Genomic DNA, 26,055 nt, shown 5'->3' on the forward strand with positions numbered 1-26,055 from the left:
CTACTTGACCGCGATGATCTCGCCGTGCGGCATGCCGAACCAGCCATCGGGGTCGCCTGCCCACTGCCGCCAGGCTGCGGACATGGCGCGCAGGTCGGTGAGGTCGGCGGCCCCGGATTCGATCGCGTGCGCGGCGAAATCGGACTCGGTCGCGCGCAGGGCCCAGGATTCCCCCCACCAGTCGCGCTCGGCATCCGTGGCGAAGCACCAGATGGACGCACTGCTCGTCACCGCGTCGAAGCCGGCGAGCCTGGCCCAGGCCTTGAGCGCGCGGCCGGCGTCTGGATCACCTCCGTTCCAGTAGTGCACCGCACGGTAGGCGGTCATCCAGGACTGGAGGCCGGGGAGCTTGGGGTACCAGGCCACGCCGCCGTAGTCGACATCGCGGGCGGCGAGGATGCCGCCCGGTTTCAGCACGCGGCGGAGTTCCCTCAGGGCGGCGACCGGGTTGGCCAGGTGCTGAAGCACCTGGTGCGCGTGCACGAGGTCGAAGCTGTCGTCCGCGAAGTCGAGGGCATAGACGTCGCCGACCCGGAAGGTGACGTTGGGCACACCCTCGTCGACGGCGAGCCCGGCCGCCTGGGCGACGATCGCAGCGGAGGCGTCGACGCCGGTGACCGTGCCCGGAGAAACCCGGCGCGCGAGGTCGACCGTGATCGTGCCAGGCCCGCAGCCGACATCGAGGACCCTCAGCCCCGGCGTAAGGTGCGGGATCAGGTACGCGGCCGAGTTCAGGACGGTACGCCAGGTGTGCGAGCGGAGCACGCTCTCGTGGTGCCCGTGCGTATAGGTGTCGCGGATCGCCTCGCCGTGCGGGGCGATCTCGACGCGGTCGGCGTCCCTGTTGTCCGGCTGGGAGTGTGCGGGCTCGCGTGTTTGCTCGGCGGTCATGCTGACAGCCTAGGACCTGTACCGAATTCAGGAGTCGGGATCGAGGAGGACACCGCTCGCCGGCATCCGCCGCACTGATCCGGGCTCCGGCACCCCACTGGCGGGTCGTACTCCTGAATTCGGAACTAGGTTTAAGGCATGGACCAGCACAACCCCTTCGCCCGGCCGAGCACGCTCCCGTTCCAACTCCCGCCGTATGCCGCCATTCGCGACGAGCACTACCGGCCCGCGTTCCTCGAAGGCATGGCCGAGCAGCTCGCCGAGGTCGAAACGATCTGTTCCGACCCCGCGGAGCCGTCCGTCGCGAACACCCTGCTGGCGCTTGAACGGAGCGGCCAGTTGCTCGACCGGGTCGCCGCGGTGTTCTTCAACCGGAGCTCCTCAGATTCCAGCCCGTTCACGATCGCCCTGGAGGAGGAGCTCGCTCCCCTGCTCGCGGCCCACTCCGACGCGATCCGGCTGCGCCCCGAGCTCTTCGCGCGCATCGCGGCCTTGCACGCGCGCGCAGACGAGCTCGGGCTCGACCCGGAGACCCGGTACCTCCTCGAGCGGTATTTCACCCAGTTCACCCTCGCCGGCGCCGGGCTGTCCGACGCAGACAAGGCGCTGCTCCGCGACTTCAACACGCGGCTCTCCGTCGCCACAACCCGGTTCGAGAAGAACCTTCTCGCCGATACCAACGACCTCGCCCTCGTCGTCGACGACGCTTCGGAGCTCGACGGTCTCTCTGCCGGCCAGCTCTCCGCCGCGGCCCAGGCCGCAACCGACCGTGGCATGCCCGGCCGTTTCGTGATCACCCTCGTGCTCTTCACCGGCCACCCCTACCTCGCGCTGCTCACCAACCGGGGCGTGCGCGAACGGTTGCTCGCCGCCTCGCGTGCCAGGGGCATCCGTGGCGGAGAGCACGACAACCGCGCCCTCGTGCTGTCGATCACCCGCCTCCGCGCCGAACGCGCCCGCCTGCTCGGCTTCGCGACCCACGCGGCCGCGGTCACGGCCGACGGGACCGCCAGGACGCCCGCCGCCGTCGGGGACCTGCTGCACCGGCTCGCGGTTCCGGCCGCCCGCAACGCGCGCGCCGAGCAGGCCGAACTGCAGGCCCTCGTCGACGCCGACGTCGCTGCGGGGATCCTCGCGGAGGGCTTCGACATCGCCGCCTGGGACTGGGCGTTCTACTCCGAGCGGATGCGCCGGGCCAGGTACGACGTCGACACGGCCGCCCTGCGCCCCTGGTTCGAGCTCGAGAGCGTGCTGCGCGACGGCGTCTTCTACGCCGCCCAGCGCCTCTACGGGGTGACCTTCACCGAACGTGCCTCGCTCGCCGCGTGGCACCCCGATGCGCGGGTGTTCGAAGTGTGCGAGGAGGACGGCTCCCCCGTCGGCCTGTACATCCTCGACGTGTACACCCGGGATTCCAAGCGCGGCGGGGCGTGGATGAACGCCCTCGTCTCGCAGTCGGATCTGCTCGGCACGCCCGTGATCGTCTGCAACAACCTCAATGTGCCGCAGCCGGCCGCCGGGGAGGCCACGCTGCTGAGCCTCGACGAGGTCACCACGCTCTTCCACGAGTTCGGGCACGCCCTCCACGGGCTTTTCGCGCGGGTCACCTACCCGAAATTCGCCGGGACGAACGTGTACCGGGACTTCGTCGAGTTCCCGAGCCAGGTCAACGAGATGTGGCGTTTCGACCCGGAGGTGCTCGCGAACTATGCGCACCACCGGGAGACCGGCGAGCCGCTGCCCCCGGAGGTCGTCGCGGGCATCCACGCGTCTGCGACCTTCAACGAGGGCTTCGCGACGAGCGAATACCTCGCCGCCGCACTGCTCGACCAGGCCTGGCACGGCATCGAAGCGGATGCCGGCACCGAGATCACCGATGTCGCCGCCTTCGAGGCCGCCTGTCTCACCGCCGCCGGCCTCGACAACCCCGCCGTGCCGACCCGGTACGCGAGCACCTATTTCGCGCACACCTTCTCCGGCGGGTACGACGCGGGCTACTACTCGTACATCTGGAGCGAGGTGCAGGACGCGGACACCGGCGCCTGGTTCGCCGAGCACGGCGGCCTGACCAGGGAGAACGGTGAGCGGTTCCGGGAACGCCTGCTCGCTCGCGGGGGCGGCATCGACCCGCTCGAGGCGTACCGGGACTTCAGGGGGCGCGATGCGATCATCCAGCCGCTGCTCGACCGGCGCGGCTTGACTAGCCGCGCCGACCTCCCTGTCCCGGCAGGGACTCAGTGATACAGCGCGCTGTATGCGTTGATCGCCGGCTGGCCGCCGAGGTGGGCGTAGAGGACGTTGCCGTCCCTGGCAATGTCGCCCGTCGTGACGAGGTCGATCAGTCCGGCCATCGACTTTCCCTCGTAGACGGGGTCGATGATGACGCCCTCGAGGCTCGCCGTGAGCCGGATGGCGGCATTCGTCGACTCCACCGGTATCCCGTAGAAGTTCCCCGCCCAGCCTTCGAGCACGGTGATCTCGTCGTCGGTGATGGGACGCCCCACGCCGATCAGTTCCGCCGTGTTGCGCGCGATGCGGGCGACCTGGTCGCGAGTGGCCTCGATCGTGGCGGATGCGTCGATCCCGAGCACGCGCCGCTTGCGACCCCCGAAGTTCGCCTCGAGGTCGGCGAATCCGGCGATCATGCCCGCGTGGGTCGACCCGGTGACGCTGCAGACCACGATCGTGTCGAAGAACACACCGAGCTCTTTCTCCTGGGCGGCCACTTCGTGGGCCCAGTTCGCGAAGCCGAGTCCGCCCAGTCGGTGGTCGGAGGCACCAGCAGGGATCGGATACGGGATTCCTCCCGCGGCCACGACGTCGGCGATGGCCTGCGTCCACGAGTCCTTGAAGCCGATTCCGAACCCCTCGGATGAGATGCGCACGTCGGCACCGGTGAGCCGGGAGAGCAGGATGTTGCCCACCCGGTCGTTGACGCTGTCCGGCCAGTCCACCCACTGCTCCTGCACCAGAACAGCCTTCAGGCCGAGGTGGGCGGCGACCGCGGCGACCTGCCTGGTGTGGTTGGACTGGATGCCGCCGATGGAGACGAGGGTGTCCGCACCCTGGGCAAGGGCCTCCGGAATCAGGTACTCCAGCTTCCGGGTCTTGTTACCGCCGAAAGCGAGGCCGCTGTTCACGTCCTCACGCTTGGCCCAGACACGGGCGCCACCGAGGTGGGCGCTGAGCCGGTCGAGCGGGTGAATGGGGCTCGGGCCGAAGGTGAGCGGGTGACGGGGAAAATCGCGCAGTGCCATGGGGTCCTTTGGATCGGGGTGGGGGTTCAGGGGTTCAGGGGTTCAGGGGTTCAGGGGTTCAGGGGTTCAGGGGTTCAGGGTCACGTTGGCAGTCGCGGCCAGCATCCGCCCGAGGGTGAGCCAGTTCTCGCGTACGGCCGTGCCGGCTTGGTCGGCTTGCCCGGCAGCGCAGAATCCGATGATGCGCTCGTGGTCGGCAACGGATGCCCGCCCCGCAAGGGAGGAGAACCGGGCGCGTTCCAGGCGCCTCAGGGTGGGCGTGACCTGCTCGAGCAGTGCCGGCAGCAGCTGGTTCGCGCTCGCGCGCACCGCGACGTCGTGGAAATCGTCATCCGCGGCGATGGCGGCATCGACGTCGTTCGTCGCCAGGGCGAGCCGGAACCGGTCGTTGGCCGCCTTCATCGCGGCGATGTCCCCGGCGGTGAGCTGGGCGACCGCCTCGCGCGCGGCGAGTTCGTGGAGCGCTGCGGCGATCGCCTGCGCGTTCAGTGCCGTCCGTTCGTCCAGCGGCGCGACGACGGTCTGCCTGGCACGCTCGGTTCGAACGAGACCTGCGGTTTCGAGCCGGGCGATGGCCTCGCGGATCGGCGTGCGACTGACCCCGAGCCAGGACTCGAGCTCGGCGTCACGAAGCTTCTCGCCGGGGGCGAGCGTTCCGTCGACGATCGCGGTGCGGAGTGCCTCGTAGGCATAGTCGCGCAGGGAGGCTGGTCGATGCAGCGCATCGGGAACGGGAACCGGCATGCAATATATTAGATATTGCCAGTGGCGCCCTGTCAAGTGGCCGCCGACCCGCCTGCACCAAAAACCGCCCCCGACTGTGGTCGGAGGCGGTTCAGGTCGTGATGGGTTTCGGGGCTAGGCGGACTTCTCGACGCGGCGGGCGGCCTTGTGCAGCACGATGGTCGGGGCGGCGTTGTCGAGCACGGCAGCCCTGGTCACGATGACCCTGGCGACCTCGCTGGAGGACGGCACCTCGAACATGATCGGCCCGAGGACCTCTTCCATGATCGCGCGGAGGCCCCGGGCGCCGGTCTTGCGCAGCACGGCGAGGTCGGCGATGGCCTCGAGCGCGGGCTGCTCGAAGTCGAGTTCGACGCCGTCGAGCTCGAACATCCGCTGGTACTGGCGCACGAGGGCGTTCTTCGGAACCGTGAGGATCTGCATGAGGGCGACCTGGTCGAGCTGGGTGACCGTCGTGACGACGGGCAGCCGGCCGATGAATTCGGGGATGAGTCCGAACTTGTGCAGGTCTTCGGGGAGGACCTCGCTGAAGAGGTTCACATCGTCACCCTTGCTGTGTAGCGGGGCGCCGAAGCCGATGCCCTTCTTGCCAGCACGGGTGGAGATGATGTCGTCGAGTCCCGCGAACGCGCCGGCCACGATGAACAGCACATTGGTCGTGTCGATCTGGATGAATTCCTGGTGCGGATGCTTGCGCCCGCCCTGCGGGGGCACAGACGCGACGGTTCCTTCCAGGATCTTCAGCAGAGCCTGCTGCACGCCCTCACCGGACACGTCCCTGGTGATCGAGGGGTTCTCGGCCTTGCGGGCGATCTTGTCGATCTCGTCGATGTAGATGATGCCCGTCTCGGCACGCTTGACGTCGTAGTCGGCGGCCTGGATGAGCTTGAGCAGGATGTTCTCGACGTCTTCGCCGACGTATCCGGCCTCGGTGAGTGCGGTCGCGTCCGCGACGGCGAACGGCACGTTGAGGCGCTTGGCGAGCGTCTGGGCGAGATAGGTCTTGCCGCAGCCGGTCGGGCCGATCAGGAGGATGTTGGACTTGGCGATTTCCACGTCGTCGTGGATCGCGTCGGCGGCGGTGAGCGTGGCACGGGAGCGCACGCGCTTGTAGTGGTTGTAGACGGCGACGGCCAGTGCGCGCTTGGCGGCTTCCTGGCCGATGACGTATTCCTCAAGGAACCCGAAGATCTCCTTGGGCTTGGGCAGTTCGAACTCGCCCGTGGTCTCTTCGGCGCCGGCCTCGGCCAGGCGTTCTTCGATGATCTCGTTGCACAGCTCGACGCATTCGTCGCAGATGTAGACACCGGGACCGGCGATCAGCTGCTGGACCTGCTTCTGACTCTTCCCACAGAAGGAACACTTCAGCAGGTCGGCGCTTTCGCCTATTCGGGCCATCCGTCAGCCTCCTCCATCGGTCGTGCTGGTAACGCTTGTTTCGCTGAACCGAGCCTAGCCTCTGGGGGTGACACTGGGGTGCAAGCGACGCGGATCGGTGGAAACCCGTAATAATCCCCCGCGGGTGGGATATCGCGCGGCGCCCGACCGGCGAAAACCGGAACGCGGCGGCCTGCCGGTGCTTGCGCATCCGACCGGCCGCCGCGCGGGCGACAGGAGAACGGGGACCTGCCCCGTCGCGAAAGGGAACTGCTACTTGACGAGGACCGGAACGTTCTTGCGGCTCGTCAGGATCTGGTCGATCAGGCCGTATTCGAGGGCCTCGGGGGCGCCGAGGATCTTGTCGCGGTCGATGTCCTTGTGGACCTGCGCCGAGGTGCGGTTGGAGTGGTGCGCGATCGTCTCTTCGAGCCAGTCGCGCATCCGCTGGATCTCCGCTGCCTGGATCTCGATGTCGGAAGCCTGGCCGCCGCCCTGTCCACCGGCCGAGGGCTGGTGGATGAGGATGCGTGCGTTCGGCAGCGCGAGGCGCTTGCCGGGCGTTCCGCCGGCGAGCAGCACGGCGGCGGCGGACGCCGCCTGGCCGAGGCAGACCGTCTGGATGTGCGGACGGATGTACTGCATCGTGTCGTAGATCGCCGTCATCGCGGTGAAGGAGCCACCCGGTGAGTTGATGTACATCACGATGTCGCGGTCAGGGTCCTGGCTCTCGAGCACGAGGAGCTGGGCCATGACGTCGTCAGCGGACGCGTCGTCGACCTGGACGCCGAGGAAGATGATGCGGTCCTCGAAGAGCTTCGCGTAGGGGTCCTGGCGCTTGTAGCCGTAGGCCGTGCGTTCTTCGAAGGTGGGGAGGATGTACCGAGACTCGGGAGCCTGCGGTGCGCGGCCACCGGCCTGGTGACCAAAATTCGTGAATTCCATGTCGTGTACGCCCGTCCTAGATCTTGTTCACTGAGTCGTCGGTGCCGCCGCCGCCGATTACTTCCGACGCGGAGCCGCGCAGGTGGTCGACGAAGCCGTAGGTCACGGCTTCCTGGGCGGTGAACCAGTTGTCGCGGTCGTTGTCGATCAGGATCTGCTCGACCGACTTGCCGGTCTGCTCCGCCGTGAGTTCCGCCATCCGCTTCTTCATGTCGAGGATGACCTTCGCCTGCGTCTGGATGTCTGCCGCCGTGCCGCCGAAGCCGCCGGACGGCTGGTGCAGCAGGACCCGCGCGTTCGGCGTGATGTACCGCTTGCCCTTGGTGCCGGAGGACAGCAGGAACTGGCCCATGGAGGCCGCCAGCCCGATGCCGACGGTGACGATGTCGTTCGGTACGAACTTCATCGTGTCGTAGATGGCCATGCCGGCCGTGATCGAGCCGCCGGGCGAGTTGATGTACAGGAAGATGTCCCGCTCAGAGTCCTCCGCGGCGAGCAGCAGGATCTTGGCACAGATCTCGTTGGCGTTCTCGTCCCGGACCTCCGAACCGAGCCAGATGATGCGGTCTTTCAGCAGTCGGTCAAAAACGCCGGGTGTTGGGGTCATATCGGCCATGTCGCGCTCCGTTTCACTTGTCGCTTGAGATTGAATCTATAGGAGCCTGAGAGCCAGAACGGCCGTGTTCGCCCTCGGCAGATTGCGCGGCTCCCCCGCGCCCGGGAACACGGAAGGGCCGGACGTCCTGAGACGCCCGGCCCTCGTTCGCTGGAGTACAGCGGGTGCTGGCAGCGGATGCTGCCCGCGGGTGTTACTTCTTGGCTGCGGCCTTCTTCTTCGGCTTCGCGGGGACCTCGGCGGCCTCGTCGTCAGCGTCTTCCGACGCGGCGGCTGCTGCGGCGTCCGCGGCGGGGTCGACCGTGACGGCGTCGATGTCGACGTCGACGGAGGTGGTCCCGTCCGCGGCGGCCTCGGGCTCGTCGCCCGCGATCGCGGTGAACTCGGCGAGATCGACGACGGCGCCGTTGCCATCAACGACCTCCGCCTTGCCGAGGGCGATCGCGAGGGCCTTGTTGCGGGCGACCTCTGCGACCATCGACGGGATCTGGCCGTTTCCGCTGAGCGCCTGGACGAACTCGCTCGGGTCCATGCCGTACTGGGCTGCGCCCTGGATCAGGTACTGGGTGAGCTCGTCCTGGCTGACCTGGACCTTCTCGGCCTCGGCGATCGTGTCGAGCAGGATCTGCTGGCGGAAGGTCTTCTCGCTCGACTCGGTGACCTCGGCGCGGTGCACGTCGTCTTCGAGGCGGTTCTCGCCCTCGAGGTGACGGCGCACCTCGTCCTCGATGATCGCGGTCGGGATCGGGACCTCGACGGAGGCGAGGAGCTGCTCGATGAGCAGTTCGCGAGCCTGGGTGCCCTGGCCGAAGATCTTGGAGCGCAGCGCCTGCGCCTTGAGGTCTTCGGTGAGCTCTGCGACGGTGTCGAATTCGCTGGCGATCTGCGCGAAGTCGTCGTCGACGGGGGGAAGCTCGCGCTCCTTGACGGCGAGGACCGTCACGGTGATCTCTGCGGATTCGCCTTCGTGGTCGCCGCCCATGAGGGTGGAGTTGAAGGTCGTGGTCTCGGTCGCGCTGAGCGAGTCGAGTGCCTCGTCGATGCCGTCGATCAAGTCGCCGGTGCCGACCTCGTAGGAGATGCCGGTCGCGTTGTCGACCTCGACGTCGCCGATGGAGGCGACGAGGTCGATCTGCACGAAGTCGCCGGTCTTGGCGGGGCGGTCGACCGTGATGAGCGTGCCGAAGCGGCTGCGCAGCTTGTCGAGCTCCTCGGTGACGTCCTCGTCGGTGACCTCGGCCGTGTCGACGACGAGCTTGAGGCCGGAGTATGCGGGAAGGTCGATCTCGGGGCGGACGTCAACCTCGATGGAGAGCTTGAGGTCGCCGGAGAAGTCCTTGTCGGACGGCCACTCGACGATGTCGGCCTCGGGGCGGCCGAGCGGGCGGAGCTTGTGCTCGTCGACGGCGGCACGGTAGAAACCGTCGAGGCCTTCGTTGACGGCGTGCTCGAGGACGGCCGACTTACCGACGCGCTGGTCGATGATGGGCGGCGGAACCTTGCCCTTGCGGAAGCCGGGGATGTTGATGTCTTCGGCAATGTGACCATATGCGTGGGTGATGCTGGGCTTCAGCTCCTCCGGGGTCACCGAAATGGTGACCTTGGCGCGCGTGGGGCTCAGCTTTTCGACCGTGGACTTCACGTGGGTTATCTCCTGTGTTCGATCTGGTTCAGAGGGGGGTGATGGTCGGGGCGACAGGATTCGAACCTGCGACCTCTCGGCCCCAAACCGAGCGCTCTACCAAGCTGAGCTACGCCCCGGATATTGTCTCAACCCGTTGGAGTCAGCCTGACGCCACGCAGGTGCACGCGACAGCGGATTGACCTCGGTAAGTCTACTGCACCGACCGGATGCCCATGGCCGGTTCGCGTACGCGAGGTCGCCGTTGCTGTACTAAGGTATTTGAGTGCGCAGTTCGGCACTCATGGGGATGTAGCTCAATGGTAGAGCCTCAGTTTTCCAAACTGATGGCGCGGGTTCGATTCCCGTCATCCCCTCCATATCCGGTCATTCCCTTTCCGTAGCCGGCAATTGCCCCGGCGCCCTATCGGTTGGCGAGGTAGTTGGCCAGGGCGGCGGTCGCAAGCGTCTTCGCTCCGTCCAGGTTGCCGGTCGGCTGAGCGTCGTGCTGCACGAGCACCCAGACACCGCCGGAAAGCACGTCGACCTCACAGGTGTCCCCTCCGCAGCCGGCGAATGCCTCGTCCCCGAGCCCGCTCACCGCTTCGAACCGGATGCTGGAATTGGCCTGGTTCGGCGGTGTCGCCCGCCAGACGGCCGAGGCCGCCGGCAGGATGTTCAGGAGTGCACCGCCTGAGGACGCCCCGGAATCCGAGCTCGACCAGCCGCACCGAACAAGACCGGCCGTCCTCTGCGCGGCGGGCCGGATGCCGATGTCCCCGCTCCCGGCTGCTCCGTAGTCCGTCGGGTTCGCATGGACGATGGCGACGGCATCCGCGAGGTCGGCAGTGGTCAGGAGCGCGTCACAACCGACGAGCACGGGCGCCGTCGTGACCGGTGCGGACCCGGCGGATCGGACGGCAGCGACGACCGTGCCGGCGAACGCGACGAAGCTCTCCTCGGTGGGTTGCGGGCTCACGGTCGCGTTGACCCAGGTGGTTCCGACCAGGATTTCGGCCCGGCAGGAGTCGTGCTCCGGCGGATGGCAGGCCACGTACGCCGTGTCGCCAAGTTCGACCGGGTGCAGGCCCCGCAGGCCGTCGTCGGAATCCGGTTCGCCGGCGGTGAACTCGTCTGCGGCATTCCGGAGGACACGGACGCTCACGCGCGGGAGCATCCGGCTGCCGTCGTCCGTCAGCGCTCCGGTGCCGTTGTCCGGGGCTGACCAGCTGCAGTCGACCAGGCCGCCGAGGGCATCGGCCGCGTCCTGCACGATGATCTGGGTGGCGCCGCTGCTCGGCTGCTGCTCGGCGGTGGGCCGGGTGGCCTGATCGAAGAGGCTGTTCGTCGGGAGTCCGAGCGCGGCTGCGGCCCGGTCGACCGGCAGGACCAGGCCACAGTCGAGCGCGACGGGCAGGGACGTCGTCGTCGCGGATGCCGTGGGTTCTGGCGAGGCACCCGGAGAGGAACCGCCGGAACCCTGCGTGCACCCGGCGAGCGTCACTACCGCGGTCAGGGCGCAGATCAAAGTTACGGAGCGGACCAGTGCTGAAGCTGCGAGCGTCATGTGAATTCCCCCGCGATCAACCTACTCCGGACTGCTCCCCCGAGGACAGAACGGTCAGGAGTGGAGCATCAGGTTGACGAGCGCGACGACGCCGACGGTCACGATGATCACGCGCAGGAGAGTGGGCGGCAGGCGCCGCCCAACCCGCGCGCCGAGGAGGCCGCCGAGGCCCGCGCCGACGGTGATGAGACCGACCACGGCCCAGTCGATGGAGTCGCGCGCGAACAGGATGAAGATGATCGAGGCCATCAGGTTCACGCCGGTGACGAGGAGATTCTTCACGGCGTTGAGTGACCCGAGCGAGACCGTGGTGAGGATGCCGAGGGCGCCCACCACCAGGATCCCCTGGGCCGCGCCGAAATAACCGCCGTAGACGCCGAGGATGAAGATGCTCACCATGATGCCGACGCGCCGGCCACGACCGCCGGGGATGCCGGCCGCCTCGGCAGTCGGCGCCGCCACCGCATCCGCTTCGCTGGCCGGCGCGGTTCGTGCGGCGATCCGGCGCTGAATCCACGGCCCGACGGCGACGAGGAGGATCCCGACGAGGATGAGGACAGGAACGATGGCCTTGAAGGCGCTGCTGGGGAGCACGAGCAGCAGGGTGGCACCGGCGAGGCCGCCGGCCAGGGCGACAGGGAGAAGGGCGAAGGCGAAACCGCGATGAGCGGCGATCTCGCGCCGGTAGCCGATCGTCCCCGCGACGCCGCCGGCCACGAGTCCGAGGTTGTTGGAGACGTTGGCGACGAGCGGCGGGTATCCCAGAAGCACGAGGATCGGAAAGGTGATGAGGGTCCCCGAACCGACGACGACGTTGATCATGCCCGCGGCGAAACCGGCCGCGGCGATTGCAAATGCCTCTGGCCACATGCCTCCCACCGTAGTGGGGGCCGCGCCCTACTTCAGGCCGAGGGTGTCGAGCGTCGCCCGCAGGGTGTCGGCAGAGTGCTGGAACAGGGCCTGTTCCGACTCGGAGAAGGGCACCTCGATCACCCGGGACACCCCCTCGGCGTTGACGACCGTCGGGACGGACAGGGCGACGTTGCTCACGCCGCGGTAGTCGGTCAGCACAGAACTGATCGGGAGCACGGCGCCCTCGTCGCGCAGCACGGCCTCGACGATCCGGGCACCGGAGAGCCCGATCGCGTAGTTCGTGGCACCCTTGCCCGCGATCACCCGGTACGCGGCGGTCTTGACGTCCTCGGTGATGGCCGCGAACTCGGCCTCGGAGAACTTCTCGCGTCCGTTGGTCACCGGGGAGATGTCATCGGCGACCCATTGGTCGAGCGAGATCGGACCGACCCTGGCCTGGGACCAGAGCGGGAACTCGGAGTCGCCGTGCTCGCCGACGATCGTGGCGTGCACGTTCGCGATCGCAACGCCGACCCGGTGCGCGAGCAACCAGCGCAGGCGGGAGGAGTCGAGAACGGTGCCGGAGCCGAACACCCGGCTGGAGGGAAGTCCGCTGAAGTGCAGCGCGGCGTAGGTGAGGATGTCGCAGGGGTTGGTCACGATCATGTAGACCGCGTCGGGGGCGCGCTTGATCAGCTTGGGCATCAGTTCGCGGAGGATTCCGACGTTGACGCCGGACATTTCGAGGCGGGACTGGCCGGGGTGCTGCCGGGCACCCGCGGTGATCACGACCATGTTGGCGTCCGAGATCATGTCGAGGTCGGCACCGCCGGACACGCAGGACGCGCCGGTGAACTGGGTGCCGTGCGCGAGGTCGAGCACCTCGGCCTCGACCTTGGGCTCGTTGATGTCGTAGAGCACCACCTCGCGGGCCGACTGCCGGATCAGGGAGGCATACGCGAGGGAGGTGCCGACGGCGCCCGCTCCGATGATGGCCAGCTTGGAATTCTCGATTGCGCTCATGGTTCCAGTCTGCCCGCACCAGGACGCGTTCGCACCTGTTTCATCAGATTAAACCGAATTATCTACGTTCAATTCGCCTCGTGGCAGCGGAATACTCAGCGCCGGCGGAATACTCAGTGCCAGCAGAATACTCAGTGGCGGAGGAAGGCGAGGACGGCGAGCACCCTGCGGTGGTCCGTTCCCGAATCGTCGAGGCCGAGCTTCTGGAAGATGGCGGTGACGTTCTTCTCGACGGCGCCGACCCCGATCACGAGCCGGGAGGCGATACTGACGTTGGTGCGCCCCTCGGCCATCAGCCCGAGCACGTCCCGCTCCCGGGGAGTGAGTCTCTCGAGCGGGTCGGTGCGGCGGCCCAGAAGCTCACGGACCACCTGCGGGTCGAGCACCGTTCCACCGGCGTGGATCCGCAGGATGGCATCCTGCAGTTCGTCGAGGGAGGCGACCCGGTCCTTGAGCAGGTAGCCGAGTCCTCCGTCGCCGGCCGCGAGGAGTTCGTGAGCGTATGTGGCCTCGACATACTGGCTGAGGAGCAGGATCCCGACTCCGGGGAGCCGGCGCCGCAGCTCGAGGGCGGCACGCACCCCTTCGTCCCGGAATGTCGGCGGCATCCGCACGTCGAGCACGGCGATGTCCGGCCGGAGGCGATCGACGTCGGCGAGCAGGCCGTCCGCGTCGCCATAGGCGGCCACGCAGTCGAACCCGGCCTCGTCGAAGAGCCGCACGAGCCCCTCACGAAGCAGGAGCGAGTCCTCGGCGAGAACGAGCCGGAGCGGAGCCGCGGATGCTGCGCTGGTCTGCTCTGGCGAGGTCACCCGTTCAGGATACGACGATCGAACCTGGCAGGGTTTCGGCCAGCGGGATGTGCGCACCGACATTCGTGGGACCTCCGGCCGGACTGTCGATCGACAGCAGGCCGCGCAGCCCCCGCAGGCGCTCGTCGAGGCCGCACAACCCGTGCGATTCGGTGAGGACAGCCCCACCGATGCCGTTGTCGATCACCCAGAGGTCGAGCCAGGTTGAGTCGTCGTCCGGCACCCGGCGCAGGGCGAGGTGCAGGCGGATGCCGCTCGCGCGGGAGTGCTTGGCGGCGTTCGTGAGGAGCTCGGCCGCGATGAAATATACGCTCCGTTCGATCTCGGAGGGCAGCCGCAGCCCCGGCTCGAGCTGGAATTCGAGAGCGACGGGAATGGTGCTCCTGGCTGCGAGGGACTCGAGCGCGACGGTGAGGCCGCGGTCCTGCAGGATCGGCGGGACGAGCCCGCGGGACAGCGCCCTGAGCTCCTCGAGGGTGTCGTGGGCCTGCTCCCGCGCCTCGGCGAGCAGCGCCCTGGCGGCGGCAGGGTCCGTGTCGAGTTTGCGTTCGGCGCTCGCGAGGTCCATCTGCAGGCGCACGAGGCGCTGCTGGGGTCCGTCGTGGATATCGCGTTCGAGGCGGCGGAGGCCGCGGTCCTCTGCGACGACGGCCGCGCCGCGGGAGGCGCTCAGGTCGGCGACCTCGCGGGTGAGCGCCTCGGAGCGCCAGGCCCCGAGCATGCCCTGGCCGATGAACCGGTGCACGAGCACGAGGCCCCGGGTGACGTAGGGCAGCGTGGCGAGGAACGCGAGGCCGAGCGCTAGTTCGAGCAGGCTCTCGACGAGGTACGGGTTGCCGACGCCCTGGGTACCCGGCAGAATCAGCTCGCCGAGGCCCAACAGCCCGGTTGCCCCCTCCTGGCCCTGCGGGATCGACCAGCCCCACAGCCAGAAGGTGACCCCGCCGAGGGCGATCGAGAGCCAGACGACGGTGACGGTCCAGCTCACGAGCGAGATCACGAAGTTCACGACCATGCCGTGCAGGAGGTAGAGCCAGTAGTGGCCGCCGACAAGCGGGCCCAGCAGGGTTCGAAGCGGGGTGACCGGCTGGCCGTCACGTTCCCACCGGGGAGGCCGGATGGCCGGTTGGCCGGCCCAGCGCAGGCGGGTCAGCTCCACGAGGCCGAAACCACGCGCGGCATAGAGCGCGGCGACGATCACGAACAGCCCCACGAAGATCGCGACCATACCGACGCCCGTGAAGAAGACGGTGCTCAGCACGCTCAGGGCGATGACCGCGACGGGAAGGGCGAGCAGGAGGAAGCCGAGTTCCCGTGGTACCGACCGCCAGAGGCCTCGATAGCCGGGATTTTCGCTCAGAGGGGTCTGCACGGTCTCCAGACTGCCAGATTCCCCGGAGTGCGGGACGGTTGCGGGTGTCGTCGTGGTCATGGTGTCCTCCTTGGTGGATGACTCCAGCCTCGCCGTGAACGCCCGGCGCGCCCATCGGGCCTGCGTCCCAATCGCTGCGGGGGAAAACCCCCGCGGCCCGCATCGGGTCAGAGCGCGCGGTGGGTGAACCGGCCGCCGAGCAGGGTCGCTGCGACGTTCATCCGCCGCAGGTCGTCGAGGGACGCGACGAACGGGTCGGTCTCGCAGACGGCGAGGTCGGCCGGGTCGCCGACCGCGACCCGGTGCCTGCCGCGGGCGGATGCGGCGAGCGCGGCCTGGCGGGACACGCCCTGCTCGGGGTGCCAGGCTTCACGGCCGTCCCTGGTGCGCCCGACCGCGGCGGCGATGCCGACCCAGGGGTCGAGCGGCGCGACGGGCGCGTCGGAGCCGAGCGCGAGTCGTGCCCCGGCGCGGAGCAGGCTCGCGAGCATGAAGGCGCGGTTGGTACGGCCGGCCCAGTAGCGGTCCGCGACGTCGCGGTCGTCGACGGCGTGCTCTGGCTGCACGCTCGCGACGACGCCGAGGGCGGCGAACCGGTCGACATCGGCGTGACTGAGCAGCTGGGCGTGTTCGATGCTTCCCGCACAGCCGAGGGTCTCGAAGGCGTCGAGGGCGATCCGGTTGGCCCGGTCGCCGATCGCGTGAACGGCGGGGTGGATGCCGGACTCGCTCGCGAGGCGCATCCAGCGGAGCAGGTCGTCTGGCGTCACGCTCAGCACGCCGTTGGCGTCGGCGCCCGTGAGCCCCGGGTAGTCGTCGAAGCAGTATGCGGTGCGGGTGTTGAGCGAACCGTCGGTGATGACCTTGTACGGGCCGACGCTGAGCAGACCTCCGGTGCCGTCGATGACGGCACCGGAGCGGAGGCCCTCTGCGACGGCGCGCTCGAGGTGTTCGGTGTAGATGCCGAACTCGACCCGGAGCGAATCGGTGCCTGCGGCGATGCGGCGGCGCCAGACGTCGAGGTTCCAGACCATTTCGAGGTCGACGATGCCGACGACGCCGCGGGCGGCGGCGACCCGCGCCGCTTCGTCGGCCCAGGTGTCGCTGATCGCGTCCGGAACGGCGTCGAGTGCCCGTTCCACCGCGAAGGCATCTTCCTCGCGGAGCAGGCCGGTGGGGTGGTCGCCGAGTCCGCGGGCGGCGAGGGCGGCGGAGTTGAGCCAGACGCTGTGCAGGTCACCGCTGACGAGGACGACGGGGACCGTTCCTGAGACGGCGTCGAGGACGGCGCGGCCGGGGGCATCCGGCCAGAGCCCGTCGCGGAAGCCGAAGCCGATCAGGGTCTCCCCTGTCGTGAGCAGCGGGATGCGCCCCGCGACGATCCGGGCGGCCTCCGCGGCGCTGACTGCTGTCGACACGTCGAGTCGGCGGGCGATCTGCGCCCACTGGGTGAAGTGCACGTGGTTGTCCCACAGTCCGGGGATCAGCCAGCGCTCGCCGAGGTCGATCGACTCGACGGCAGGACCGTCGCCACCCATGCCGCCCTCGCCACCGAGGAAGCCGAGCCTCGTGACCGTGCCGTCGACGATCTCGACATCGGTGAGTTCGTCGCTCCCGGGCAGTCGGGCGTTCCGGAGGACGAGCGGATCGGGGCTCATGAGCCGTCTCCGGCCCGGGCGGCGCGGGAGAGCCGCCCGTGCGCGCGCCGCATCTCGGCGGCGAGGTTCACGCTCGCGTACGGACCGGTCCCCTCGAGTTCGGAGATGATGCGGTCGACGGTCTCGGGAGGCTTGTTCTGGCTGAGCTTGCTCTTGGCGACCACCCGGGTGACCCGGAGGCGGAAGCCGACGGTACCGGCCGAGATCCGGTCGGCGTACGCCGAGTTCGCGGCCGTCCCGTGCAGGCGGCGCGGTTCGGGCAGGCGCTCCTCGAAGTGATCGACGAGCCGGTCGAGCACGAGCAGGTTCTCCTCGGCGCTGAGGATCTCCGGCGTGCCGTAGAGGTGCGCGGTGATGAAGTTCCAGGTCGGCACGGCCGGGTTGGCGTCGTACCACCCCGGGGACACGTACCCGTGCGGGCCCTGGATGATCACGATCATCTCGTGCTGCCCGAGCTCGTGCAGTTGCTCGTCTGGACGACCCACGTGGGTGACCAGAACGAGCTCGCCGGAATCGGTATCCGTTCCTGAAACGGACTCTTCGAGAAGCATCGGGTAGTGCGAGGCGACGAGATCGCCCGTGCTCGTGTGGCTGACCAGGGTCGCCCACGGGTTCTCCCGGATCAGCCGCCGGATTTCGGCGGGATCAGTGAGCACGAAGCTGGGGGTGTTGCGCATGTTGCGTCCTGTCTGTCTCGCTGGCGGGGGGTGATCTTCAGGCCTGGCAGGTCGGGCACCAGTAGAGCTTGCGGGCGCCCATCTCCTCGAGCAGGATGTGGGTGCCGCAGACCCGGCAGGGCAGGCCCTCGCGCTTGTAGACCCAGTGCCGGTCCGCGCGATTTTTCATCGCGAGCACCCAGTCGGCGCCAGCGAGGTCGTCCATGGTCATCATCTGGCCGGTTTCGACGCCGATCGTCAGCAGGTGCGCCCAGTCCCGCCAGAGACCGCGCACGGTGTCCTCGGTGAGGCTCTTGCCCGGCGCGTGCGGGTTGACACCGGCCCGGAACAACAGTTCGGCGCGATAGACGTTCCCGATGCCGCTCACCACGGACTGGTCCATCAGGAGCAGTCCGATCGGGGTGGGCTTGCGGCGCACGACGGCCGTGAACCGGTCCTCCGCTGCTGGGCTGTCATCGAGGAGCGGGTCAGGGCCGGCCTTGTCGATGACCGCCTGCACCTCTGCGGCGTCGAGCACCTGGCAGGCGGTGGGGCCGCGCAGGTCCGCGCATACCGTGTCGGTGAGCAGGCGCACCCGCACCTGCCCTACCGGTTCGGGCGGGAAGGTGCCCCGCTGGTCGATCTCCTTCTCCTGCTCGGCCATCCGCACCCGGGTTCGCCGGGGAGCTCCGATGCTCCGGAGCGAGTTCTCCCCCGCGGAGTCGAGGACGGCATCCGCCGGCCCGTCGAGGTCTGTGCCGCGCTGGTTGGTCTGGCCCATCCGGCCGTTGGCGGATGCGATCGTGGCGTCCATCAGGATCTCACCGGCGAAGTCCCACGCGCCGTACATGCCGAGGTGCACCCGCAGCCAGAGCCCGTCGTCGAATTCGAGGAACATCTGCTTGCCGACGGCGCGCGCCCTGGTCATCACATGCCCGTCGAGCACGGCGGCGCCTTCGACGAAACGGCCTTGCGGCGAGGACAGCTGCACCCGGTGGCCCACGAAGTTGCGCGCGAACTGCCGGGCGATCCGGTGGACGGAATGACCCTCTGGCACGTCAGCGCGCGCTGCGGGCCGGGTCGACGCTGGACGGGTCGATGCGTGCCGGGTCGACCCTGATGCCGGAGATGGACCGGGTGGTCTCGTATTCGAAAAGCTGGCGGATGCGTCGCGCGTGGCGTTCCTCGCCCGTGAACGGTTCGGCGATGAACGCGTCGATGAAGGAGGTCGCCTCCTCGATCGTGTGCTGGCGGGCGCCGATCGAGATGACGTTCGCGTTGTTGTGCTCACGCGCGAGCCGGGCGATGTCCAGGTTCCAGACCAGCGCGGCCCTGACCCCGACGACCTTGTTCGCGGCCATCTGCTCGCCGTTGCCCGATCCCCCGAAGACGACGCCGAGCGCGTCGATGCCCGCGGCCTGGTCGTCGACGACGCCCTGGGCGGCATTGATGCAGAACGACGGGTAGTCGTCGAGCGGGTCGTAGCTCGTGGGCCCGTGGTCGACGACCTCGTGGCCGGCCTCGGTCAGGTGACCGACGAGGAAACGGCTGAAATCGTGGCCGGCATGGTCAGTGGCGAGGTGAATGCGCATGACCCCATACTATTTGCCGTCCCGTGCGATCGCCGTCCTGCTCCCGGCGCCGCCTGCATCCGCTCAGTCGAAGATCGGACCGACCGTGCGGGTTCGCTTCATCTCGAAGAAACCGGGGTACGCGGCCACGGCCACGACGCCGTCCCACAGTTTCGTCGCGGCTTCGCCCCTGGGCGCCGGCGAGATGACCGGGCCGAAGAAGGCGACATCGTTCACCGCAATGACCGGGGTGCCGACGTCCTGGCCGACCCGGTTCATCCCGTCGAAGTGGCTTGCGCGCATCTCCGGGTCGTAGTGGTCGCTGTCGGCCCACGCGGCGAAGTCCGCCGGAAGGCCGACCTCGGCGAGCGCCGCCGGGATGACCTCGTCGGGGTTCGTGCTGCCGCCGGGGTGGATCCGGGTGCCGAGTGCGTCGTAGAGGGCCTTCACGGTCGCCTGCCCGTGCAGCTCCTGCGCCGCCTGCACGAGGCGGGTGTACCGGAGAGCCCGGGGGAAGAACGCGGCGTACTCTTCGCTCACGTCGTTGTCCTCATTGAGCACCGCGAGGCTCATCACCTTCCAGGTGACGTCGAGGTCACGCTGTGAGGCCACCTCATCCACCCAGCGGGAGGTCATCCAGGCCCAGGGGCAGGAGGGGTCGAACCAGAACTTCACGGTGTCCGTCATCGCACCAGCCTAGGTGCACGCACACCCACATCCGCTCGCTCCGCGAAGGTGAAGAAACCCCTGCCCAGCGTCGGTATCCCACCAAAAAATTCGGTTTGACGGCGTTTTTGGACTAAAATTGCTCGTTATGCCCGAAAAGGGCCAGCTCCACGTCGCGAGCAAGTGATCTCCACGAGAGAAGTTCAAATGCCCAGAGACCGTAGTTTGTCAGACTCTATGCCCGGTGCCAAGCGCGCCATAATCAAGACCAAAAAGCCCCTCCTGCAGCGTCGCCTGAGGGTCTCCCACGTCAACGTCGTCGACCAGCCGATGCTCAAGAAAGCACTCGGCGGAACCATCGTGGGAAACACCATGGAATGGTACGACGTCGGCGTGTTCGGCTACCTCATCACGACCATGGGACCGGTGTTCCTCCCCGAGGCCGACAAGTCGGTCCAGACCCTGTTCCTCCTCGGCACCTTCGCCGCCACCTTCATCGCCCGCCCCATCGGCGGCGTCTTCTTCGGCTGGCTCGGCGACAAGATCGGCCGCCAGAAGGTCCTCGCCATGACGCTGATGATCATGGCCGCGTCGACGTTCGTCGTCGGCATCCTGCCGAACTACGCGATGATCGGCAGCTGGGCCGCCGCTCTCCTGGTGTTGACCAAGCTCGTCCAGGGCTTCTCCACCGGTGGCGAGTACGCCGGTGCCACCACCTTCGTCAGCGAACACGCCCCGGACAAGCACCGCGGGTTCTTCGCGAGCTTCCTCGACATGGGCAGCTACCTCGGCTTCGCGATCGGCGCCGCACTCGTGTCGATCCTGCAGGTCACCCTGGGCCAGCCGGCCATGGAGGACTGGGGCTGGCGCCTGCCGTTCCTGCTCGCCGGACCGCTCGGCCTGATCGCGATCTACTTCCGGATGAAGATCGAGGAATCCCCCGCCTTCCAGGCCACCCTCGACGCCAAGGAAGCAGCGTCACTGGATCCGAACGGCACCGACGCGGCCCCGAACGGCCCGCTGACCATCTTCAAGGCGCACTGGCGGGGCATCCTGCTCGCCATGATCCTCGTCGCAGCAGCCAACACCGTCGGCTATGCGCTCACCTCGTACATGCCGACCTACCTGACGAGTTCGCTCGGGTACGACGAGCTGCACGGCACCCTGCTCACCATCCCGGTGCTCGTCATCATGGCGCTCTGCATCCCGCTGACCGGGCACCTGTCCGACAAGATCGGCCGCCGACCGGTGCTCTGGGTCGGTGCGATCAGCACGGTCGTGCTCTCGATCCCGGCGTTCATGCTGATCGGTGTCGGCGAGATCTGGTCGACTCTGCTCGGTCTTGCCCTGATCGCGTTCCCGGTGACGTTCTACGTGTCGAACCTCGCCTCGGCCCTGCCCGCGCTGTTCCCGACCGAGAGCCGGTACGGCGCGATGGGCATCGCGTACAACTTCGCGGTCGCCATCTTCGGTGGAACCACCCCGTTCATCATCGCGGCCCTCATCGAGGCAACGGGCGACGACATGATGCCCGCCTACTACCTGATGGCCACCTCGGCTGTCGGAGCGGTGAGCATCTTCTTCCTCAAGGAGAGCGCCCAGCGCCCCCTGCCCGGCTCGATGCCGAGCGTCGACTCCGTCTTCGAGGCACGGGAACTCGTCGCCACCCAGGACGAGAACCCGAACCTCGACACCAATGAGATGCCGTTCGACCACACCTATGAGCCGGCGACGAGCTCGATCGACGCCATTCTCCCGGAGCCCGAAACCGAGCCAGAGCGCCACCCGGTCGGCGTCTAGCACCACCGGCATCCGCCCCAGGGGCACGCGGCGTCCGTCCCCTGGGACGGACGCCGCTTCTTCGTCAGGCGGTCCGCCCGGGCGGCGTCCGGGAGCGGCCCGTACTATTGACGGATGACCATCGAGCCTTCCGCAGAGTCCGTGCCCGTCCCGAGCATCGACCCCGGCGACCTCGAGACCGCCCTGCGAGTGCTCGCCTCCCTCGCCGCACTCGACCAGGAAGACCCGGACTTCGTCACCGTCCGGCAGGCGACCGCGAAGATGTTCAAGTCGGTCAAGCAGGTGCGCCGCGGCGAGAAGCGGGCCCTGATCGCGGAGGCCGACCGTGAGGTCATCGCGGCGACCGCGACCGGCGCCCCGACCCGGATCGACGACGAGACCGTCGGCGCCCAGCTGCGCCTCGGCACCGACCGGGCGTCGGCAGGCGAGCTTCTCGTTCCGCGGGCGTGCTACATCTGCAAGCAGAAGTACACCCTCGTCGACGCGTTCTACCACCAGCTCTGCCCGGCCTGCGCTGCGATGAGCCACGGGAAGCGCGACGCCCGCACCGACCTGACCGGCAAGCGCGCACTCCTCACCGGCGGCCGGGCCAAGATCGGCATGTACATCGCGCTGCGGCTGCTGCGGGACGGCGCCCACACCACCATCACGACCCGGTTCCCCCGGGACGCGGTCAGGCGCTTCACCGCGATGCCCGACTCCGGCGACTGGCTGCACCGGCTGCGGATCGTCGGCATCGACCTGCGCGACCCCGCCCAGGTGATCGGCCTCGCCGACTCCGTCGCGGCAGCAGGCACCCTGGACATCCTGATCAATAACGCGGCGCAGACCGTGCGCCGCTCCCCCGGTTCGTACTCGATGCTCGTCGAGGCGGAGTCTTCGCCGCTGCCGGCCGATTCCGTGCCCGAGATCGTCAGCTTCGGCCACACCAACGACGCCCACCCGAGCGCCCTCGCCGCCTCGGTGACGAGCCACCCGATCCTCGCCGCCGCGACCGTGTCTGCAACCGAAGCGCTCACCGCGGACGACCTCACCGCGCTCGCGCTCGCACCCGGCTCGTCCTCGCTCGCCCGGCACGCGGCCGGTACCGCGATCGACGCGGGCGGCCTCGTTCCCGACCTGCACTCCGCCAACAGCTGGACCGCCAACGTCGAGGACGTCGACCCGCTCGAGATGCTCGAGGTGCAGCTCTGCAACACGACGGCGCCGTTCCTGCTCGTGAGCCGTCTGCGGGCCTCGCTCGCGGCATCCACTGCCCGGCGCACGTACATCGTCAACGTGTCGGCGATGGAGGGCGTCTTCGGCCGCGGTTACAAGGGGCCAGGCCACCCGCATACGAACATGGCCAAGGCCGCGCTCAACATGCTCACCCGCACGAGCGCGAAGGAGATGCTCGGCGACGGGATCCTGATGACGAGCGTCGACACCGGCTGGATCACCGACGAGCGGCCGCACCCGACCAAGCTGCGCCTCGCCGAGGAGGGCTTCCATGCCCCGCTCGACCTCGTCGACGGTGCGGCGCGGGTCTACGACCCGATCGTGCGCGGCGAGGCAGGCGAGGACCTCTACGGCGTCTTCCTCAAGGACTACAAGCCCGCAGCCTGGTAGCCCGGGGGCTCAGCTGCACGGCTGCCGCCGGAGGAGCGGGGCTGTCGACCGCACTCACGACCGGTCGGAACCGGCCACCGCGGTGACCAGACGTTCCAGGCGGGCGATGCCCGTGAAACGGCCGGCGTTGTCGGTCGCGAGGAGCGGGTCGAACCTGCTCGTCTCGTCGCGGGTCATCGCGCGCTTGAGTGCCTCGGTGATGGGCGTGTCCAGGTTCACCCTGAGGCCCTGGCTCACGACCCCGAGCCGGGCGGATCCACCGCCGAGCGCCGCCACCGGGCGATGGTGCTCATCAATGAGCACAACGGAGCGCAGCCTCGGTTGTGCGCCGAAGGCGGCGGCGGCGGCTGCAACGCTTTCGACGGTCGGAACGACCTCGAGTACGTCCCGGATCACCGCGGCCGCGCTGGACACTCGTCGCGCGGCGAGGCGGAGCGCCACGTCGACGTCGATCCCGGCCCACGGCGGCGCCGGCCGCGCGAGCACGTAGCCCTGCAGGAGGGGCACCCCGAGGGCGACGAGCGCGTCGAGTTCCTCGACGGTCTCGACGCCTTCCCCGAGCAGCCACGCGTCGACCCGGCCCGCGAAGGTTCCGACCATTTCGACGAGCGCGAGTTTCGCCTCGTCACGATCGAGATCCTGGATCAGGGCCCTGTCGAGCTTGATCATCGAGGGGCGGAGCGAAAGCAGATGCCGCAAGCCGGCATACCCGGATCCGGCGTCGTCGACGGCGATCAGACCGCCCGCCGCACGCACCTCGTGGAGATAGGGCTCGAGGGACAGGTAGGACTCGATGGGCGCCTGTTCGGTCAACTCGATGATCAGGCCCCCGAGGTCACCCTCGTCCCGCCACACCTCGCGGACACTCTCGCACGACAGCAGGTCCGGCGACACGTTGAGGGTCAGGAAGCAGTTCCGCGGCAGGGTCGGGCGCGCCACGAGCGCCGTGCGCAGTGCGAGCACCTCGAGTTCTTCCGCCCGGCCGTGCGCGCGGGCTGCGGCGAACCAGCTCTCCGGGTTCCGCTCGGAGTATCCCGAGAACCTGGTCAGGGCCTCATACCCGACGATCACGCCTCTGGCGGAGTCGACGATCGGCTGGTAGACGCTCGACACACCCTCTCCCCGGCAGGCCGCGGCGAGCATGGAGTCCCAGCCTGCGTCGCCGGGGGCGCGATCGGCCCGAACGCGGTCGGCCGGCACGAGCGTCAGCCGACCGGGACGATGGTGGCCAGCACGGCCTGTTCGAGCTCTGGCGAGACCTCGCTCAATCCGTGCACGGCGGCGGCATGAGCCGACACCTGAAACAGGATTTCGTCATCCGTCGAGCACACCCAACGGGCCTCGCAGCCCGGCACCACATCTCCACAAGCAAACGATTTCACGAGCCCCACCCTCATCTAGATTGCAAGCATAAACGCATCCCGCCGACGGTCGTCGCCGCGCCATGCACTCGGAGACGCAGCCTCTCCGCCCATGATTATGTTCGGAGTGTGCGGCCGTGCGGATTGGATCGCCGGGAACCGGGTTCAGTCGTGCGTCGGGGTCCAGACGTATGGCGTTGTCGTCGTGACGGCCTCGAAGCCGAGGCGCAGCAGGATCGGCAGGCTGTCGTCCGAGGCGTCAACCTGGAGGTAGGGCACGCCGCGGCGGGCGGCGAGCTGCGCACGGGCGGCGACGAGGGCCCGGTAGACGCCCCTGCCGCGCCACTCGGCGAGGGTCGACCCGCCCCAGAGCCCGGCGAAATCGGTGCCGGGCTGGAATTCCAGGCGGGCGGACGAGACGAGCCGGTCCCCCGCCTCGGCGACGATGATCACGACGTCATCGCCCGCTTCCCGCACGCTCGACTCGAGGTCGTCGGCGAGCCAGGCATGGTCCTCGCCCCACACCTCGGTCTGCAGCGCGGCGATCCGCTCGAAGTCCGCTCGAGTCGTGACCCGGCGCAGGGTGATCCCCTCCGGCACTGTCGGGGCGGATGCGAGCGGCCCGGTCAGCCCGATCACGACGGTCTCGCGGTCCTCGGCCACAAAGCCCGCGGCCTCGAGCCGTTCGGGCAGGTCGGCGGGCAGGTCGTGGCTACGGGTCTTCCATTCGACGGGCTCGCCGCGGGCCGCGAAGAAGTCGCGGTGGCGGCGGATCAGGGCGTCGAGGTCCGCGCCACGCACGCCGACGTCCTGCGCCGTCTCGACGAAGCCGCGGGTGCGGCCGACGACCCGCAGCACGGGCCCCTCGAGCTCGTAGACGGGGGAAGCTGGCGGCACAGCGGGCACCCACAGGCGGAGCTGGTCGTCGTAGGCGGAGAGCAGGGCTGCTGCAGATGCGACGGTGGATGTCATTGGCGTCAGCCTACGACGCGGCGCGACCGCCGGCATCCGGTTCGGTCGGCGTTCACGCGCCCGGGGCTTCGGCGAGCGCTGCATACCGGGCGAGCCCCTCGCGGAGGCCGAGGCGCACGGCCGGCCACTCGGCAGCGATGATCGAGAACACCACGGTGTCGCGCACGGCGCCCTCCGGCCCGACGGAGTGGCTGCGGAGCACGCCGTCCTGCTTCGCACCGAGCGCTGCGATCGCGGCGCGGGACTGCCGGTTGTGCCAGTGCGTGCGGAACTCGACCGCGATGCAGTCGAGCTCCTCGAAGGCATACCCGAGCAGCAGCAGCTTCGCCTCCCGGTTGGCGCCGGTGCCCTGGGCGCTCTTTCCCAGCCACGTCGAGCCGATCTCGAGCCGCTGCTGGTCGGGGCTCGGGTGCATAAAGGTCGTCATGCCGACCATGGCCCCCGTCGAGGTCAGGCGGATGCCCCACGGCATCATCTGCCCGGACGCGGCGAGCGCGAGGCGCCGGTCGATCTCCGCGGCCATGGCCTCCGGCCGCGGGACCGCCGTGTACCAGGCACGCCACAGCTCGCCCTCTGCCACGGCGACGGCGAGTTCGGCCGCGTGCTCAGGGGCGAGTGGCTCGAGGGTGACGCGGGTTCCGGAGAGTCGGGGCGCTACGGCGAATTCCATGCCTCGACCCTATTCG

Annotated in this window: 24 protein-coding genes and 2 tRNA genes; 4 read left to right on the top strand and 22 right to left on the bottom strand. The window is 68.7% G+C overall.

The genetic code is table 11. The annotated features are described in order from the left end of the window. Positions 1–891, bottom strand: coding sequence for a methyltransferase domain-containing protein (locus E3O46_RS04780; RefSeq protein ID WP_134561194.1), 891 nt, complete (start codon positions 889–891; stop codon positions 1–3). A 138-nt stretch (positions 892–1,029) separates the two neighbouring features. Here E3O46_RS04780 and E3O46_RS04785 point away from each other — a divergent pair, with 138 nt between their 5' ends. Then, positions 1,030–3,132, top strand: coding sequence for a M3 family metallopeptidase (locus tag E3O46_RS04785; protein WP_134561195.1), 2,103 nt, complete (start codon positions 1,030–1,032; stop codon positions 3,130–3,132). Here the strand turns inward: E3O46_RS04785 and E3O46_RS04790 are convergent. The 7 genes from E3O46_RS04790 to E3O46_RS04820 all read right to left on the bottom strand — a co-directional run bounded on the left by E3O46_RS04790 (position 3,126) and on the right by E3O46_RS04820 (position 9,591). Continuing rightward, positions 3,126–4,148 carry a 1-aminocyclopropane-1-carboxylate deaminase gene (locus E3O46_RS04790; protein WP_134559784.1) on the bottom strand — a complete coding sequence of 341 codons (1,023 nt, stop codon included), beginning with the start codon at positions 4,146–4,148 and terminating at the stop codon, positions 3,126–3,128. The genes E3O46_RS04785 and E3O46_RS04790 overlap by 7 nt on opposite strands. 66 nt (positions 4,149–4,214) lie before the next feature. After that, the gene (locus E3O46_RS04795) at positions 4,215–4,892 is read right to left on the bottom strand and encodes a GntR family transcriptional regulator (RefSeq protein WP_134559783.1); all 678 of its coding nucleotides are present in this window, start codon (positions 4,890–4,892) and stop codon (positions 4,215–4,217) included. Positions 4,893–5,006: 114 nt separating this feature from the next. After that, positions 5,007–6,290, bottom strand: coding sequence for an ATP-dependent Clp protease ATP-binding subunit ClpX (gene clpX / locus E3O46_RS04800; RefSeq protein ID WP_134447892.1), 1,284 nt, complete (start codon positions 6,288–6,290; stop codon positions 5,007–5,009). A 252-nt stretch (positions 6,291–6,542) separates the two neighbouring features. Further along, a complete protein-coding gene (locus E3O46_RS04805; RefSeq protein WP_134447890.1) occupies positions 6,543–7,214 on the bottom strand; it encodes an ATP-dependent Clp protease proteolytic subunit in 672 nt (223 codons plus the stop codon). Positions 7,215–7,230: 16 nt separating this feature from the next. After that, a complete protein-coding gene (locus E3O46_RS04810) occupies positions 7,231–7,830 on the bottom strand; it encodes an ATP-dependent Clp protease proteolytic subunit (RefSeq protein WP_134447888.1) in 600 nt (199 codons plus the stop codon). Positions 7,831–8,023: 193 nt separating this feature from the next. Then, the gene (gene tig / locus E3O46_RS04815; protein ID WP_134561196.1) at positions 8,024–9,472 is read right to left on the bottom strand and encodes a trigger factor; all 1,449 of its coding nucleotides are present in this window, start codon (positions 9,470–9,472) and stop codon (positions 8,024–8,026) included. Between the two features lie 42 nt (positions 9,473–9,514). Beyond that, positions 9,515–9,591, bottom strand: a tRNA-Pro gene (locus tag E3O46_RS04820). Between the two features lie 166 nt (positions 9,592–9,757). Between E3O46_RS04820 and E3O46_RS04825 the strand changes: the two genes are divergently transcribed. After that, positions 9,758–9,831, top strand: a tRNA-Gly gene (locus E3O46_RS04825). Positions 9,832–9,875: 44 nt separating this feature from the next. On the opposite strand, the gene E3O46_RS04830 is transcribed toward E3O46_RS04825, so the two are convergent. From E3O46_RS04830 to E3O46_RS04875, 10 genes are all read right to left on the bottom strand, one after another. Then, positions 9,876–11,018 (bottom strand): hypothetical protein, encoded by a 1,143-nt coding sequence (locus E3O46_RS04830; protein ID WP_134561197.1) that lies wholly within the window; start codon positions 11,016–11,018, stop codon positions 9,876–9,878. Between the two features lie 54 nt (positions 11,019–11,072). Next, entirely contained in the window at positions 11,073–11,888 is an 816-nt protein-coding gene (locus E3O46_RS04835) for a sulfite exporter TauE/SafE family protein (RefSeq protein WP_134447882.1), read from the bottom strand. Positions 11,889–11,915: 27 nt separating this feature from the next. Continuing rightward, on the bottom strand, positions 11,916–12,893 hold the full coding sequence (locus E3O46_RS04840; protein ID WP_134447880.1) for an L-lactate dehydrogenase: 978 nt from the start codon (positions 12,891–12,893) through the stop codon (positions 11,916–11,918). Between the two features lie 131 nt (positions 12,894–13,024). Further along, on the bottom strand, positions 13,025–13,705 hold the full coding sequence (locus tag E3O46_RS04845; RefSeq protein ID WP_241975420.1) for a response regulator: 681 nt from the start codon (positions 13,703–13,705) through the stop codon (positions 13,025–13,027). Positions 13,706–13,709: 4 nt separating this feature from the next. Next, positions 13,710–15,137, bottom strand: coding sequence for a sensor histidine kinase (locus tag E3O46_RS04850; RefSeq protein WP_134447876.1), 1,428 nt, complete (start codon positions 15,135–15,137; stop codon positions 13,710–13,712). Between the two features lie 107 nt (positions 15,138–15,244). Next, entirely contained in the window at positions 15,245–16,735 is a 1,491-nt protein-coding gene (locus E3O46_RS04855; protein ID WP_134561198.1) for an amidohydrolase, read from the bottom strand. Then, positions 16,732–17,412 carry an FMN-binding negative transcriptional regulator gene (locus E3O46_RS04860; RefSeq protein ID WP_134561199.1) on the bottom strand — a complete coding sequence of 227 codons (681 nt, stop codon included), beginning with the start codon at positions 17,410–17,412 and terminating at the stop codon, positions 16,732–16,734. Before E3O46_RS04860 ends, E3O46_RS04855 begins: the two co-directional genes overlap by 4 nt. A gap of 37 nt (positions 17,413–17,449) precedes the next feature. Beyond that, positions 17,450–18,448, bottom strand: coding sequence for an Fpg/Nei family DNA glycosylase (locus E3O46_RS04865; protein ID WP_134559777.1), 999 nt, complete (start codon positions 18,446–18,448; stop codon positions 17,450–17,452). A 1-nt stretch (position 18,449) separates the two neighbouring features. After that, a complete protein-coding gene (locus tag E3O46_RS04870; protein ID WP_134447868.1) occupies positions 18,450–18,983 on the bottom strand; it encodes a ribose-5-phosphate isomerase in 534 nt (177 codons plus the stop codon). Positions 18,984–19,046: 63 nt separating this feature from the next. Further along, positions 19,047–19,649, bottom strand: coding sequence for a mycothiol-dependent nitroreductase Rv2466c family protein (locus tag E3O46_RS04875; RefSeq protein WP_134447866.1), 603 nt, complete (start codon positions 19,647–19,649; stop codon positions 19,047–19,049). Between the two features lie 186 nt (positions 19,650–19,835). Here E3O46_RS04875 and E3O46_RS04880 point away from each other — a divergent pair, with 186 nt between their 5' ends. Both E3O46_RS04880 and E3O46_RS04885 read left to right on the top strand, forming a co-directional pair. Further along, a complete protein-coding gene (locus E3O46_RS04880) occupies positions 19,836–21,428 on the top strand; it encodes an MFS transporter (RefSeq protein ID WP_134561200.1) in 1,593 nt (530 codons plus the stop codon). Positions 21,429–21,542: 114 nt separating this feature from the next. Continuing rightward, complete coding sequence (locus tag E3O46_RS04885) at positions 21,543–23,036, top strand: SDR family NAD(P)-dependent oxidoreductase (protein ID WP_134561201.1); 1,494 nt, start codon at positions 21,543–21,545, stop codon at positions 23,034–23,036. A 54-nt stretch (positions 23,037–23,090) separates the two neighbouring features. Here the strand turns inward: E3O46_RS04885 and E3O46_RS04890 are convergent, their stop codons facing one another. From E3O46_RS04890 to E3O46_RS04905, 4 genes are all read right to left on the bottom strand, one after another. Continuing rightward, a complete protein-coding gene (locus E3O46_RS04890; protein ID WP_241975419.1) occupies positions 23,091–24,236 on the bottom strand; it encodes an EAL domain-containing protein in 1,146 nt (381 codons plus the stop codon). 5 nt (positions 24,237–24,241) lie between these two features. Next, complete coding sequence (locus E3O46_RS04895; protein WP_241975418.1) at positions 24,242–24,433, bottom strand: DUF1059 domain-containing protein; 192 nt, start codon at positions 24,431–24,433, stop codon at positions 24,242–24,244. A gap of 129 nt (positions 24,434–24,562) precedes the next feature. Further along, positions 24,563–25,369, bottom strand: a complete 807-nt coding sequence (locus E3O46_RS04900; protein ID WP_134561202.1) for a GNAT family N-acetyltransferase — start codon at positions 25,367–25,369, stop codon at positions 24,563–24,565. Between the two features lie 52 nt (positions 25,370–25,421). Next, positions 25,422–26,039: a GNAT family N-acetyltransferase gene (locus tag E3O46_RS04905; protein ID WP_134561203.1), complete on the bottom strand. Its 618-nt coding sequence runs from the start codon at positions 26,037–26,039 to the stop codon at positions 25,422–25,424. Between the last annotated feature and the right edge of the window lie 16 nt (positions 26,040–26,055).

Source organism: Cryobacterium glucosi, assembly GCF_004402235.1.
Classification (GTDB): Bacteria; Actinomycetota; Actinomycetes; order Actinomycetales; family Microbacteriaceae; genus Cryobacterium; species Cryobacterium glucosi.

Bases quoted from the DNA above. Each gene is read 5' to 3' on its own strand.
- E3O46_RS04830 (WP_134561197.1), bottom strand. From the start codon at position 11,018: ATGACGCTCGCAGCTTCAGCACTGGTCCGCTCCGTAACTTTGATCTGC.
- E3O46_RS04850 (WP_134447876.1), bottom strand. From the start codon at position 15,137: ATGACCACGACGACACCCGCAACCGTCCCGCACTCCGGGGAATCTGGC.
- E3O46_RS04880 (WP_134561200.1), top strand. From the start codon at position 19,836: ATGCCCAGAGACCGTAGTTTGTCAGACTCTATGCCCGGTGCCAAGCGC.
- E3O46_RS04900 (WP_134561202.1), bottom strand. From the start codon at position 25,369: ATGACATCCACCGTCGCATCTGCAGCAGCCCTGCTCTCCGCCTACGAC.
- E3O46_RS04905 (WP_134561203.1), bottom strand. From the start codon at position 26,039: ATGGAATTCGCCGTAGCGCCCCGACTCTCCGGAACCCGCGTCACCCTC.
- E3O46_RS04790 (WP_134559784.1), bottom strand. From the start codon at position 4,148: ATGGCACTGCGCGATTTTCCCCGTCACCCGCTCACCTTCGGCCCGAGC.
- E3O46_RS04885 (WP_134561201.1), top strand. From the start codon at position 21,543: ATGACCATCGAGCCTTCCGCAGAGTCCGTGCCCGTCCCGAGCATCGAC.
- E3O46_RS04805 (WP_134447890.1), bottom strand. From the start codon at position 7,214: ATGGAATTCACGAATTTTGGTCACCAGGCCGGTGGCCGCGCACCGCAG.
- E3O46_RS04875 (WP_134447866.1), bottom strand. From the start codon at position 19,649: ATGACGGACACCGTGAAGTTCTGGTTCGACCCCTCCTGCCCCTGGGCC.
- E3O46_RS04855 (WP_134561198.1), bottom strand. From the start codon at position 16,735: ATGAGCCCCGATCCGCTCGTCCTCCGGAACGCCCGACTGCCCGGGAGC.
- E3O46_RS04870 (WP_134447868.1), bottom strand. From the start codon at position 18,983: ATGCGCATTCACCTCGCCACTGACCATGCCGGCCACGATTTCAGCCGT.
- clpX (WP_134447892.1), bottom strand. From the start codon at position 6,290: ATGGCCCGAATAGGCGAAAGCGCCGACCTGCTGAAGTGTTCCTTCTGT.
- E3O46_RS04785 (WP_134561195.1), top strand. From the start codon at position 1,030: ATGGACCAGCACAACCCCTTCGCCCGGCCGAGCACGCTCCCGTTCCAA.
- E3O46_RS04810 (WP_134447888.1), bottom strand. From the start codon at position 7,830: ATGGCCGATATGACCCCAACACCCGGCGTTTTTGACCGACTGCTGAAA.
- E3O46_RS04860 (WP_134561199.1), bottom strand. From the start codon at position 17,412: ATGCGCAACACCCCCAGCTTCGTGCTCACTGATCCCGCCGAAATCCGG.
- E3O46_RS04840 (WP_134447880.1), bottom strand. From the start codon at position 12,893: ATGAGCGCAATCGAGAATTCCAAGCTGGCCATCATCGGAGCGGGCGCC.
- E3O46_RS04895 (WP_241975418.1), bottom strand. From the start codon at position 24,433: ATGAGGGTGGGGCTCGTGAAATCGTTTGCTTGTGGAGATGTGGTGCCG.
- E3O46_RS04780 (WP_134561194.1), bottom strand. From the start codon at position 891: ATGACCGCCGAGCAAACACGCGAGCCCGCACACTCCCAGCCGGACAAC.
- E3O46_RS04795 (WP_134559783.1), bottom strand. From the start codon at position 4,892: ATGCCGGTTCCCGTTCCCGATGCGCTGCATCGACCAGCCTCCCTGCGC.
- E3O46_RS04835 (WP_134447882.1), bottom strand. From the start codon at position 11,888: ATGTGGCCAGAGGCATTTGCAATCGCCGCGGCCGGTTTCGCCGCGGGC.